We start from the raw sequence: 12,975 nt of genomic DNA, 5'->3' as shown, positions 1-12,975 counted from the left end.
CACCGGTCATGGAGAACGAGCGTTCGCGGCTGCCACTGCTGGAGGACCCGGACCACCCCGGACTCTTCATCGTGCGGCGGATTGGCACGCTCACGTTCCTGCTCATCGCGGGCCTCGGTGGGGGGATGCTGCTGGCGGGTTCGTTCGTCCGGCTGACGGTGTCCGTGCCGGACGCGAGCCCGCCCCGGACGGAGTCCATGTCGCTGGGCGAATACGTGTTCCAGCAGCTCCAGCACTGGAGGCATTCGGAGCCAGGAGGCACGGCGCCATGACGAAGCTGGGCATCATCGACAGCGGCGTGGAGGCGGCCTTCCTGCGTGACCACGGGATCCACCTCGCGGGAGCGGCCCACTTCACGCTGGACCTGAAGGCGCAGGTGCTGGAGGCGAGCAGCTACGAGCGGCAGGAGTTGGAGGCGTGGCGGGCCGGGGTGAGCCCGCTGGACCTGGAGGACACGAACGGACACGGCACGGCCATCCTGAGCATCCTCCACGACCAGGTCCGTCCCTGGCCGGACGTGGAGCTCTACGTGGCCCGCATCCTCGACGAGGGCGTGCGTGGCCACTCGCTGTGCCTCGTGGAGGCCCTGGGATGGATGCTCGACGAGGTGGGCGTGGACCTGCTCAACCTGAGCCTCGGGACGACCCAGCGCGCGCTGGAAGCGCCGATGCGTGAGGTCGTGGACCGCGCGGTGGCGCGAGGCGCGCTCATCCTCTGCTCCGCGGGGGCGATGCCCACCCTGCCCGCGCAGTTGGAGTCGGTGGTGTCCGTGGGGGACTCCGCGCTCATGGAGCAGGTCGGCGCCGACGTGAAGGTCGACCATGTGGTGAAGGATCGCGAGGTGAAGCTCTACATGGGAGGACGCTGGAGGCAGGCCCCCATGACGACCAGCTTCGCCTGCGCGATGGCCGCCGCGAGTGTGCTGCGCGATGGCTGCCCACCGGGCTGGCGGCGCGGGTAGGGATGACCGACGCCTTCAATCCCTTACGGCGATGGCTGTGCTGCTGAAGGAGGCTGCCTCGCGCCCAGGGCGATGTCGCCCAGGTCGAGCACCTCTCCTGCCTTCACGCTCACCGAGCGGGTCACGTGCTCCCGGGACGGGCCACCCGTGACGACGAGGACGTACGCTCCCGCGCCCATCCCGTTAATGACGAACCGTCCCCCCGCGTTTGCTTGCGAGCCCGTCAGGCTCGTTTCGCCTTCGATGAGGAGGGACGCGTCGGGAAGGGGCGCCTTCGTGGCCGCGTCCACCACGCGGCCCCGCACCGTGGCCCAGGTCGTCAGGGGGATGTCCATCGTAAGCGCCGCTCCCGCGCTGGGAGAGGCATCGATTTCACCAGTCGAACCGTCCGCCGTCCGTGCCACCAGCGTCACGGGCTCCGCCGGAACGTCCCTCAGTTCGAAGCGATCACCTGTGAACTCCCACGGGCCGTGCCCCGCCGGAAGGAAGCCCTTCTGAAGCTGAAGCGCCAGGGTGAAGCCCCGCACGGGTTCGCCCTCGCGCACCACCCGCCCCCGGATGGAGGCCGCGGGACGCAGCTTCAACACCAGCTCCTGGTCGTCGTTCAGGGGCATGGCGTCACTCGAGCGTCCGCCATTGCGCGCGCGCGCCATCACGCGGAGCGTGGAGAGCCCACTCGCACGGGAGGAAGGAATGAAGAAGCGTCCGTCCTCATCCGCGGGCGCCATCATCAAGGGGATGGCATGTCCCTCCACGGCGGTGAGGGTGATGATGGCCCCTGGAGAGGGAGTCCCCTGCGGCTCGAGGACGATGCCCCGGTACGCGTCCGCCTCTTGCTTCTCCTCCCAGGTGAACTCGACCTGGACGGTCCGCCCCTCCTCTACGTTCACCTGCTTCTGCTCGCCCGGAGTGAACCGGCGGCTCGACATGATCAGCAGCCGGTAGCCGCCCGGTGGGAGGACCATCCGGAAGGTGCCCTCCGCGCCGACGTCAGCCATGCCCACGCCCGGGGTCTCCAGGCCTGCGTCACCAAGCGCCAAGGCCGTCACCGTCAGCGGCTCGCGGGGAAGCGCCCCCCGGTCCGCGCGCACCACGCCCTCCACGGTGCCTGTCCCCTCCAACGTGAAGTCCGCTCGCGCAGAGCCCTCCTCTCCCACATCCACCAACCGCAGGACCCCCACCGTCGCGCCCTCACGACGGGCGGAGACGGACACGCGGCCCTTGACGAGCCCATCGAGCCGGTAGTGACCCGAAGCGTCGGTGCGGGCTTCGACCGGAGCGGTCTCCATCCCATCGACCCACTCATTGCGGCCCGACACATACGCCCCCGGCACGGGCCCTCCGACCCCATCGCGCACCAAGCCCTCCACGGACCCGGTACGCGAGAGCACGAACTCCAAGGGGAAGCGCTCGCCCTGCGCCACCGTCAACCCGCGCCGCACAATGGGTGAGAACCCCGAGGCGCCCACCTTCGCGTCGTAGCTGCCGGGAGCGAGCCCTCGCACCACGAAATGGCCCTCCGCGTCCGACAGGGCGTGGCCCATGTCCCCTTCTCCGCCTGAAAGGCTCACATCGACACGAGCCCCCACCACCGGCGCTCCCGAGGCCCGCGTCACCACACGCCCCTCCAACACCGCGCCGGGCCCCAGTTGGATCCGCACGTCGCGCACCGTGCTCCCCGCCGTGGAGATGACAGGCGCATCGAGCGCACCGGACTCCTCGCCGCGCCGCGCGGACACGGTGTGGGCGCCGGGCTCCACCTCGACGGAGAAGCTCCCATTCGCCCCCGTCGCCACTGTCTGGGCGGGAGTGCCACTGACCTGCACTTCGGCGTCCGCGACTGGGAGGCCCCGGGTGTCCACGACGAAGCCCTCGATGACACCCGCGATCCGCAGCGCGACGATCAGCGGGCCCTCCATGGGGATCCGCACGAGACTCCGCACTGAGCGCGCGTGCCCGGGCGCCTGGGCCTCCAGCAGATACGCCCCCGCCGCGATCCCCTCCACGCGGAAGTTCCCGCGCTCGTCGCTCATGACATGGACGCGCTCCTCTTCGGGCGCCTCGGCGCGCTGCCAGGGCGCCAGCTCGCGCGCGTGCGCCGTGAGGACCAGCTCCACGAGCGGGAGCGGTTCATTCGTGCCGTGCACCACCGTGCGCCCCGTGAGCACCTGTCCTGGCTCCAGCAAGACCCGCAGCGCGGTGCGAGGTTCGCCATAGGGGCGCACCACGTCGCGCAGCAACGGAGTCAGTCCCGGAGCGCGCACCGCGACCAGATAACCCCCAGGACCGGACGCGAGCCGGAGGTGCCCCGTCGCATCCGTGACGCCGGAGCCCACGAGCCGCCATGCCGTATCCCCAGCCCCGCGCTCCCCGCGCCAATAGAGGCGCACATCGGCCCCCGGAGAAGGCCGCCCGCCCGAAAGGACCTCCACGTCCAGGACGCCGTCCGCTTCACTGGGCCCCCGCGCCAGTGGCGGCGTACGGCCCGCGTCCTCGGTGACAGAGGAGCGCGCCAGAGCGGACACAGGCCCCTCCAGCGCCTCTCGCGGGGACCTGGGGAATCCTTCGCGTTCATCCAGGACCTCCGGTCCGCTGGAACGCAGGCCCCAGAAGAGCGCGAGGCCGCATCCGACCAGGACCGCCAACACCCCGATGAGTCGCCCGCGCATGTCTGCCGTCCTCGATCCCCCGCTCCAGTGGGGCGCCGGCCCCAGTATCGCTCCGAACCCACGTGAGCGGCCTCCGCGAAGTCGAGCATGTCAGGAAGGACGAAGGGCCTCCGTCCCGGGGCGGGGTTCCCTTCCCAGGAGGCACGAAGCCATGACGACGCTCAACATCACCTTCGACGGACTGTCCGCCGACATCCCCGTGGAGCTGGAGCGGCTCATCAGCGACGCGGACGTGCGCCGCATCGCGCTGGAGTTGGTGCGCTCGGGAGGTGTCCCGGGACTGCGCCGCCTCCAGTTGGGGGACGACGCCTTCCAGCACTACGTCGTGGACCGCTTCCGGGGCGCGCGTGGCGAGGAGCGCATCTACCTGCGTCCGAAGGTGCCCTTCGGGGCCTGCTGAGGGCCACCATGCGCATCATCTTCTGCGGGGTGGGGGCCATCGGCTCCACGGCGGCGCTGCTGTGCCGCAACCTGGATGCGACGCTGGTGTTCATCGACTTCGACCGGGTGGAGTCGAAGAACCTGCTCTCCCAGGCGTACGTGAAGCCGTCCGTTGGCAAGAACAAGGCGGAGGCGCTGAAGCTCCAGTTGCACAACCTGCACGGCGTGAAGGCGGAGTCCTTCGGCGTGCGCCTCACGCGTGACAACGTGGAGGCGCTGTGCCGGGGCGCGGACCTGCTGGTGGACGCCTTCGACAACCAGGACAGCCGCCAGTTGCTGAGTGAGCACGCGCGGAAGACAGGAACGCCGCTGGTGCACGGCGCGGTGTCCGCGGACGGCACGTTTGGACTGGTGCGCTGGGACGAACACTTCACGCCCGACGCCGAGGACACGCAGGGACAGGCCACCTGCGAGGGCGGCGAACACCTGCCGTTCCTGGGCCTGCTGGCCGCGACGCTCGCGCGGGCGGTGCAGGACTTCCAGAAACACGGCGTGAAGCAAGGCGCCCTCGTGAACCTGAAGGCCGTCACGCCGGTCGCCCAGCCAGAGTGACGCCTGCTGGGTCCGGGGGCCGGTGGACATCGCGCGGGCCGGACACGCGTGGGTGCCACCGGTCCCTGCTAGCCTCCTTCTGTTCCGCCACGATGGCCGGGACAGGAGGCGACGATGGACTCACTCGACGCGCGCATGGAGCGGCTGGAAGGCCGCCTCCGGCGATGGCAGGGATTGACGCTCGCGGCATGCGTACTGGCCGGCATGGGCCTGGGGACCGCGGCCCTGCGTAAGCCGGCGCTGCCCTCCGGAGAGCTGGTCGCGTCCCGACTGGTGCTCAAGGATGCACGGGGCCGGACGCGGGCCACGCTGGACGCGAACCTCCCTGGCGGCACGGCCCTGGTGCTGAACGACAGCGAGGGCCGTCCCCGAGCATTGCTGGGCGTGGGCGACGACGACTCGCCCCGCCTGCGCTTCTCCACGGCGGAGGGCGAGTCGTTGGCGGAGCTGATGGTGTTCTCGGACGAGGCGCCGCGACTGACCTTGTCCAAGGCAGGGGGCGCGGAGCTGTTCTCGGTGGGGCTCCAGGTGGATGGCTCATCGCGGCTGGAGCTGGCGGACGTGACGGGCAGGCCCCGCGCCATCCTGGGCGCGGACGAGGAGGGCTCGCCCGGCCTGCTCCTGGTGGACCGGCGCGGACAGCCCCGGGTGGAGCTGCGCGTGGGCCGCTCGGACGAGGCGAGCCTGATGCTGGAAGGCCGCGACGGCCAGGTGTTCAGGGCGCCCGGCGTGCAGTGACCGCTGACAGGCCCGCGCGTGCCCGAACGAAGGGCACGCGCGGCGTTGTCAGGAAGGGATTTCCGCGCGCGTCAGGAGTGGATGAAAGGAGCGGTGCCCATGACGACGCGCGACGAGCTGAACCCGAAGCTACCTGCCGACATGGACCCGCCCCTGGACAGCCTGGAACTGGCCATCGCGTCGTTCCGCGGCAGTCCGCCTGGCATCTGACCCTGCGCCACACCCGGTAACGCCGGGGAGTGCATGGACAGAGGCCGGGCTCCCGAGGGGGGACCCGGCCTCTGTCATGTCCGGGTCCTCCCTCGACGCTCCACCCTCCATCGGGATGTAGCTCAGTCTGGTCAGAGCGCGCGCCTCGGGCGCGCGAGGTCGCTGGTTCGAATCCAGTCATCCCGACTTCACAGTCATCTCAATTCAATACATGCCGGGGTAGCCCAACTGGGAGAGGCGCCGCGCTCAGAACGCGGAGGTTGTGGGTTCGAATCCCGCCCTCGGCACATCATCTCCTACCGAGCACGGTGACATGAACGCCACGAGACATCCGGAGCAGGTCCTGCAGACCCTCCTGGAGCTGCTGGCCGAAGACCCGTCGCTTCGCGTGGGTCAGGCCATCGCCAACGCCACGGCCCGAAGGCTGAAGGGACGAAGCGACCCCTTCTCGATCGAGGACGGTGAGCTGCTCAAGGGATTGGACGTGCTCCTCGCGGAGGCCCGCGCCCGGAAGACCTCCTGACCTCCAACTCGACCGAACTGTCGGCCCCGGCGGTCATGACCGGGTTCTGCACACCGAACCAGAGTGCGGTCAGGAGGCGCGAGCGCTGAGCAAGCGCTTGCGGGCGGTACTGTGGCTGGGGCTTCTTCTCATTCGAGGAGCGGCCGCGGCTTCAATCGACAGTTAGGCTTCAGCCCCCCAAGGAGCCGCCCCGCTCCGGGTGTTCACTGGCGCGTCTGGAGATAGCACCGCTCGCGCTCCTTCCACACCCAAGTGGCAGTGAGACCGCGGAAACGGGGGCACCTTCAGCGATTTTTTGGGACGCCGACACGGTGGAGCGCTCTTCCGATGTCGAGGTCCATGCGACCTCGGCCGCCTCGGGGCTCATGTATGTCTGCGATATCGGAAATCCGGACAGCCTTCGGGCCGTGGGGATTCTTGGACGACCTGTTCATGGATGGATATTCCGACAGCCCTCGAGTCCCCATTGGCGGTCCGCGCGGCCCAACCCACCGTCTGCCCCTTTGGGCAGGAGAGGAGAAAGACATGCGGGCAATCAGTTGGTGTGTCATTGCGGGCCTGACGCTCGCCGGGTGTGGCGTTTCCCCTGACGCTGTGGATTCACGGGCGCCGGTGACGGACGGCCAGGAGGTGACGCAGCAGGCATGTCCTCCCGGAACCGCCTCGCGCGTGAAGGTCATCACTCCCTCGGGGACGGGCCCCGTCATCATCAGTGGCCGGGCCTCTGGAGATGAGCAGCTCGTCAGCGCCCAGGGAAAGCTCTTCTTCGCCGCCGCCTTGTCCAATGGACCCACGGTGCTCTGGCGCACGGATGGCACGCCGGCGGGCACCTCCCCCGTGAAGGTGTTCTTCTCCGGCGTCCAGTCTCCCCTGGAGCTCTACGGACTGGTGGCCGTGGGAAACCAGATCTTCTTCCAGATCGACACCCCGGGATTCGGACAGGAGCTGTGGGTCAGCGACGGAACGGAACCGGGGACCCGGCTCGTCAAGGACCTGACGCCCGGCCCCGCCAGCACCTTCCTGACGCATGTCAACGCGGTGAACGGCCGCCTGGTCTTCATCCGAGAGGCGCAATCCCAGTTCGAAGTGTGGCGCTCGGACGGCACCGCCGCGGGCACCGTGAAGGTGGCGACCCTGCCCCAGGGCTCGCAGCTCAGCTACGCCTCGCTCAAGGTGGGCAACGCGCTGCACCTGTTCCTCTCATCGGCGTCCCAGGGGACCTCGCTCTGGCGCACCGACGGAACGACGGCCGGGACGTCGCTCGTCAAGAAGCTGGATGCGGACGCCATCCACATCGACCGGCTGGGACATGCGGGGAACCTGGGCCTGTTCCTGGTGGATGACGGGCCCAACCATGAGGTGTGGAAGACGGATGGCACCCCGGCGGGGACCGTGCGGCTGGAGTCCTTCGGCAGGCCGGTGTCCCTGCTCGGCGCCCTGGGCTCCTTCGTGTACGTGGCCACGGATGACGCCGCCACGAACCAGTTCCGCGTCGAGCGGGTCTCCCTGAGCGGAGGAGGCAAGACCTTCATCACCCGCCTGCCCAATCGCTACGCGAGCGACCCGGATGCGACTCCGTACCTCCAGCGGACCACCGCGTCCGGAGGCAAGCTCTACTTCACCGTGGCCATCAGCAGCCTCGGCCCCGCACCGCGTGACGTCGAGCTGTGGGTGACGGATGGCACGGCCACCGGGACGCGCCTGCTCCACCACCCGTTGAGCCTGGGGGATGAATACACCTCACCCTTGTTCGCCACGGGAGCGGGCCCCGTCCTCTTCGCCGGGTCGGTGGACGGCGCGTATGTCGAGCCCTGGTTCACCCAGGGCACTCCAGGGACGACGGGACTGCTCGCGGACATCGGCCCGGGCTCCTATGGCTCGAACCCGGATGGGTTCGCCCGCCTGGGCAGCCGCGTCCTCTTCTTCGCCGGCGACGACACGGGCGACTACCAACTCTGGTCCGCGCCAGCCAGCTTCTCCTGCCCACCGGGGCCGGTGGCTCCGAAGTAGCCGTGCACGACGGAAGCGGGCCGCGAAGGAGCATGACGCCGCGGTGGACGAGACTGGCGGCTTGAGGCGATGTCACGCACCTCACGCCGCCGGCCCGTCCCTGCTGGGGGTGGAGGGGGCGATCCAGGAATCGACTGGCCCCTGCGCGTGCTGCCATGCCCTTCCCGGCCCCCCGGCGGCGGGGCCTGCCAGGCCTGCCGTGCGTGCCTAACGTCCTCGCGAGGCGACGCCGCACGGGAGGCACCATGACGGAGACGACGCAGCTGACCCCAGGAGAGCGCGAGGAAGGCGCGGCGCTCCTCCAGCGCTCCTGGCAGTTGGTGGGCGCGCTGACGCACGAGCTGTCCCCCGGCGACCTGCGCACGGGGCGCTGGTTCACCAAGCTGCTGTCCACCTACCTGCGCCACTACGACGCGCATGTGCTGAACGCGGCCGCCGCGGCGAAGGGCACGGCCGCTGACGCCACCGACGCCATCATCCAGCGCGCCTGCATGGCCGCCTTCCTCTCCGGAGCGGGGAGCGGCTCGGCGACCTCTGGCCTCACCGTGGTCGCGGCGGACGCGGGCATCCCCGGGTTGGTGGTGGCCATCCCCGCCGCGGGCCTCGTCGTCACGGCGGAGATGCTCGTGCATGCCCTCATCAACCTGCGGATGGCGTGCGACCTGGCCAGCGCCTTCCGCGTGCGCTTCGACCCGGAGGACCCCGCCGACCTCTCACGCCTCTACGCCATCATCCGGGGCCGGGCGGAGCAGGACGAGGACGATGGCACGCTCGGCCTGGGGCGCGTGGAGCACCTGGTGCATGCGAAGGGTGCCGAACTGGGCGAGGACCTGGGGGCGAAGCTGCTGGGCGACAGCGTGGCGCGCAACCTCGTGCCCTTCCTGAACGTGTTGACGTGCTCCGTGGCCAACTGGCGGCGCACCCGGCATCTGGGGAGGTCCGTGCTGCGCTACGTGCGACTTCGCCGCGCGCTGGAGGACGCGGATGCCGCCATCCGGCGCGTAGCCCCGGAGAGTCGAGGCCTGCTGCTGGAGAGCACCTGGTTCCTCTTCATCTCCGATGGCCGTCTCCGTGAGGAAGAGTCCGCCGTGCTCACGCACCAGCTCGCCCGACTCTCCCCGGCGCGGCGCCGGGAAGCCGTGGGCCTCTTCGTGGAGGACGCCTCCGCGTGGCTCAAGCGCTTGCGCGCGGCACCGGCCCGGTCGCGCGAGGTCCTCATGTGGTCACTGAATCAGCTCTCCGCCGCGGACCTCTGCGCGTCCGCGCCCGAACGGGACCTGCTGCGCAAGGCCGCGGAGGCCCTGCACACCCCCATGGACGTCGGGCACCTGGACACGCTGGTGCACCGCTACCGCAAGGAAGGCGTGGCGCACGCGTTCGCCGCCCCGGCGCCCGCCGCCGAGCCGCGCGCACGCAAGCCGGCCGGACGCAAGAACGCGAAGGCCCAGCGGCGAGCGGCGAGGGCCGAAGAGGCGTCGACTCGCCTCCACTGAAGGCCTTCCACCGCGTCCCATCAGGCCCTGGCGATAGAGCGGGATGTTGACCGGCGGAACCGCTGGCCCACGGGTGTCACACCATCATCTTCCCCCGGCGCGTCGGGCCGCCTTGTCCGGAGGGGTTGCCGTCCCCACCTCCTGGAAGCCGGGTCGGGGGTGCGAATGGTGGTGTTCCTCATGGACGGGCAGGCCGCGCCCGCGAGGGTGGTGCGCCACTCGACCGCGGCGCGGCGGTTGCGCCTGGAGGTCCCCGGCCTTCGGTGGAACCGTTTCCTCGGAGAGCGGCTGGAGCGCACCTTCTCCACCTGGCCCGGCATCGAGGAGGCGAGCGCCGAGCCCCGCACCGGCCGCCTGCTCGTGCGCTACGCCCCAGAGGCCCCGCTGCTGTCCCGGCTGCGCGAGCAACCGGACGAGCAGGTCATCTGGCCCGCTCCACGCCAGGCCCGCCCGGCGCGAGGCACGGAGCGCGCTCCCCGGGAGCCGTGGCACGCGATGACGCTGGACGCGGTGCGAGCCCGGCTGGACTGCTCGGAGCAGGGGCTCTCCTCGGCGGAGGCGGCGCGGCGGCTCAAGAGATACGGCCTCAACATCGTGGTGGCGGAGGAGCCGCGCTCGCGGCTGGCCATGCTGGGTTCGCAGTTGGCCAACGTGCCCACGATGCTGTTGCTGGGCTCGGCGGGCTTCTCCGCGGTGGCGGGAGACGCGCTGGAGGCCACCGCCATCCTCGCGGTGGTGGGGCTCAACGCGGGCATCGGCTACCGCATCGAGCGCCGCAACCAGGAGCTGCTCGCCTCGTGGCAGAAGCTGGAGGCGGGCTCGGCGCAGGTCTTGCGCGGCGGCGTCCTCCTCACGGTGCCGGTGGCGGACCTCGTACCGGGGGACGTGGTGCTGCTGCGCGCGGGGGACATGCTGCCCGCGGACGTGCGCGTGCTGGATGCGCACCGGCTCTCCGCGGACGAGGCGCCCCTCACCGGAGAGAGCGAGCCGCAGCCCAAGCAGGCCGCGCCGGTGGATGCGCGGGCACCGCTGGCGGAGCGGGCGTCCCTGTTGTTCGCGGGCACGTCGGTGGCTTCGGGGCATGGGCGCGCCATGGTGGTGGCCACCGGGGCGGACACGGAGCTGGCGCGCGTGCGGGAGCTGGTGGCCCAGGAGTCCTCGCCGCCCACGCCGCTGACGCGCAAGCTGGCCCACCTCAACCGCCGCGTGGCGGTGGCCTCCGTGGGCGCCGCCGCGCTGTCAGCCGCGATGGGGGTCGCGCATGGCCGCTCCGGGGTCCAGGTGCTGCGTGGCGCCGTGGCGCTGGGCGTGGCGGCGCTGCCGGAGGGCCTGCCCCTGGTGGCGACCGCGGCGCTGGTGCGCGCCATGCAGCGGCTGCACGCGCGCGGCATGGTGGTGCGGCGCGTCTCCGCCGCCGAAGCGCTGGGAGGGGTCACCGTCATCTGCACGGACAAGACAGGCACCCTCACGCGCAACGAGATGCGGCTGGACGTGCTGGACGTGGGGGACGGGCCCCTGGAGCTGTCCTCGCTGCGCCCCAGGCCCCAGGCCGTGCTGGAGGACCCACCCACGCTGGCGCTGGCGCTGGGGTTGCTCAACAGCGACGTGGACGTCCACCGCAGCGGCAAGGAGCTGGTGGTGTCCGGCAGCTCCACGGAGAAGGCGCTGGTGGACGCCGCGCACGCCGCGGGGCTGGACGGGGCCGCGCTAAGGCTCGCCTTCCCTCGCCGCCACCTGCGCGAGCGCTCCGAGGGCATCCACTACGTGGTGAGCGTCCACCGTGCGCCCGGCGGCGGCGAGCTGGCCTTCGTCAAGGGGGCTCCCGAGCAGGTGCTGGCCATGTGCGAGCGGGACTCGAAGGGGCCGCTGGACGCGCGGAAGCGGGAGCGGCTGGCGCGGCGCAACGACGCGCTGGCGGCGGACGGGCTGCGCGTGCTGGGGCTGGCATGGCGGCGGTTCGCCGAGGGCGGAGGGCCCGCGCCCACGGACGGCTACACCTTCATCGGCTTCGTGGGGTTGCGGGACCCGCTTCGCGAGGGCGCGGCGGAGTCGGTGCGGCAGGCGCACGGCGCGGGCATCCGCACGGTGGTGCTGACGGGAGATCAGCCCCGCACGGCGGAGGCCATCGCCCGCAGGGTGGGGCTGGAGGGCGACACGCTCACCACGCAGTCGCTGGCGGAGATGCTGGAGCTTCCGGACGGCGAGCTTCCCCGGAGGCTCGACCGCACCGCGGTGCTGGCGCGCGTGACGCCGGAGGACAAGCGGAAGCTGGTGAAGGCGCTGCGGGCTCGGGGCGAAATCGTCGCCATGGCGGGGGACGGCATCAACGACGCCCCGGCGCTCCAGGCCGCGGACGTGGGCGTGGCGGTGGGGGTGGGCTCCAGCGACATGGCGCGCGCGGTGGCCGACGTGGTGATGGCCAGCGAGGACCTGCGCAGCATCATGTCCGCCGTGGGCGAAGGCCGCATCGTCCAGGACAACCTGCGCCGCGCGCTGCGCTTCCTCTTCGCCACCAACTTCTCGGAGATGGCGCTGGTGCTGGGCGCGGGCGTGCTCGGGCTCGCGGATCCACTCACGCCGCTACAGTTGTTGTGGATCAACCTCCTCACGGACACCCTGCCGGGGATCGCCCTGGGGATGGAGCCGGGGGACCCGGCCATCCTCGACCGGCCGCCCGCGCCGCCAGGGATGCCGTTGCTGACGCACCGGGCGGCGCGACAGGTGGCGCGGGATGGCCTGCTGATGGCGGGCGTCGGGGGGCTGGCGCTGGCGCTGGGCGGTCCGCCGCTGGCTTTCGGGACGCTCACCGCGGTGCAGCTCGGCTACTCGGCCGTGTGCCGGGCTCCGAAGGAGACGCGGGGCCATGTGCCCTCGGACGGCGAGTGGCGCCTGCCCGTCTTCATCGGCGGGGCCGCGGCGGTGCACATGGCGGCGCTCACCTTCCCCCCGCTGCGGCGCGTGCTGCGCCTTCCCGCGCCCACGCCGCTGACGTTCGGCGGGGTGGCCGTGGGCTTCGCGCTCCCGGCGCTGCTGGGCGTGTTGCCCGCGTGGGGTGGCCAGGCGGTGCGCCGGGTGCGGCGCCGCGAGGGCCGGCGGGTGATGACTGACGCAACTTCTCTGCTGGAGGAAACCCCGTGAAGTTCGACCTTCCATCCTTTCTCCTGGGCTATGGCGCGGGCGCGAGCACGATGCTGCTGGGCAAGCACCTGCGTCCGCTGCTCGTGGAGGTGGCCTCCGCGGGCTACCGCTTCGTCGACATGGTGGCCGCGCGCGCCGCCATGAAGCACGAGGACCTCGAGGACCTGATGGCCGAAGCGAAGGCCCGGGCCCGTGGGGGCGAGCGTACGCGGCCGGCGGGCGAGGCCCGGGCCTAGGGAG

11 protein-coding genes and 2 tRNA genes are annotated in these 12,975 nt (G+C 71.3%); 12 read left to right on the top strand and 1 reads right to left on the bottom strand.

Going from position 1 to position 12,975, the window contains the following annotated elements; translation table 11 throughout:
• Positions 1-8: 8 nt before the first annotated feature.
• Positions 9-272, top strand: coding sequence for a hypothetical protein (locus tag GTY96_RS03185; RefSeq protein ID WP_161663794.1), 264 nt, complete (start codon positions 9-11; stop codon positions 270-272).
• Positions 269-961 (top strand): S8 family serine peptidase, encoded by a 693-nt coding sequence (locus tag GTY96_RS03180; protein ID WP_161663793.1) that lies wholly within the window; start codon positions 269-271, stop codon positions 959-961. The genes GTY96_RS03185 and GTY96_RS03180 overlap by 4 nt, the downstream gene beginning before the upstream one ends.
• A 23-nt stretch (positions 962-984) precedes the next feature.
• Here GTY96_RS03180 and GTY96_RS03175 read toward each other — a convergent pair whose 3' ends face one another.
• Entirely contained in the window at positions 985-3,630 is a 2,646-nt protein-coding gene (locus tag GTY96_RS03175; RefSeq protein WP_161663792.1) for a carboxypeptidase regulatory-like domain-containing protein, read from the bottom strand.
• A 151-nt stretch (positions 3,631-3,781) separates the two neighbouring features.
• Between GTY96_RS03175 and GTY96_RS03170 the strand changes: the two genes are divergently transcribed.
• The 10 genes from GTY96_RS03170 to GTY96_RS03125 all read left to right on the top strand — a co-directional run bounded on the left by GTY96_RS03170 (position 3,782) and on the right by GTY96_RS03125 (position 12,971).
• Positions 3,782-4,030: a hypothetical protein gene (locus tag GTY96_RS03170; protein ID WP_161663791.1), complete on the top strand. Its 249-nt coding sequence runs from the start codon at positions 3,782-3,784 to the stop codon at positions 4,028-4,030.
• 8 nt (positions 4,031-4,038) lie between these two features.
• On the top strand, positions 4,039-4,623 hold the full coding sequence (locus GTY96_RS03165) for a HesA/MoeB/ThiF family protein (protein WP_143898382.1): 585 nt from the start codon (positions 4,039-4,041) through the stop codon (positions 4,621-4,623).
• 114 nt (positions 4,624-4,737) lie between these two features.
• On the top strand, positions 4,738-5,361 hold the full coding sequence (locus GTY96_RS03160) for a hypothetical protein (RefSeq protein WP_161663790.1): 624 nt from the start codon (positions 4,738-4,740) through the stop codon (positions 5,359-5,361).
• A 321-nt stretch (positions 5,362-5,682) separates the two neighbouring features.
• Positions 5,683-5,757 (top strand) — tRNA-Pro (locus tag GTY96_RS03155).
• 27 nt (positions 5,758-5,784) lie between these two features.
• Positions 5,785-5,858, top strand: a tRNA-Leu gene (locus GTY96_RS03150).
• Positions 5,859-5,884: 26 nt separating this feature from the next.
• Entirely contained in the window at positions 5,885-6,094 is a 210-nt protein-coding gene (locus GTY96_RS03145) for a hypothetical protein (RefSeq protein ID WP_143898379.1), read from the top strand.
• Positions 6,095-6,706: 612 nt separating this feature from the next.
• Positions 6,707-8,104 carry a hypothetical protein gene (locus GTY96_RS03140; protein ID WP_328700756.1) on the top strand — a complete coding sequence of 466 codons (1,398 nt, stop codon included), beginning with the start codon at positions 6,707-6,709 and terminating at the stop codon, positions 8,102-8,104.
• A 245-nt stretch (positions 8,105-8,349) separates the two neighbouring features.
• Complete coding sequence (locus GTY96_RS03135) at positions 8,350-9,597, top strand: tellurite resistance TerB family protein (RefSeq protein WP_143898376.1); 1,248 nt, start codon at positions 8,350-8,352, stop codon at positions 9,595-9,597.
• 165 nt (positions 9,598-9,762) lie between these two features.
• Positions 9,763-12,735: a cation-translocating P-type ATPase gene (locus tag GTY96_RS03130; protein ID WP_161663788.1), complete on the top strand. Its 2,973-nt coding sequence runs from the start codon at positions 9,763-9,765 to the stop codon at positions 12,733-12,735.
• Positions 12,732-12,971 (top strand): hypothetical protein, encoded by a 240-nt coding sequence (locus GTY96_RS03125; RefSeq protein ID WP_143898372.1) that lies wholly within the window; start codon positions 12,732-12,734, stop codon positions 12,969-12,971. The genes GTY96_RS03130 and GTY96_RS03125 overlap by 4 nt, the downstream gene beginning before the upstream one ends.
• Positions 12,972-12,975 lie beyond the last annotated feature (4 nt).

It is taken from the genome of Corallococcus silvisoli (genome assembly GCF_009909145.1).
Taxonomy (GTDB): Bacteria; Myxococcota; Myxococcia; order Myxococcales; family Myxococcaceae; genus Corallococcus; species Corallococcus silvisoli.
The sequence above is the reverse complement of the archived record's forward strand: the minus strand, read 5'-3'. Positions and strand labels throughout refer to the sequence as shown.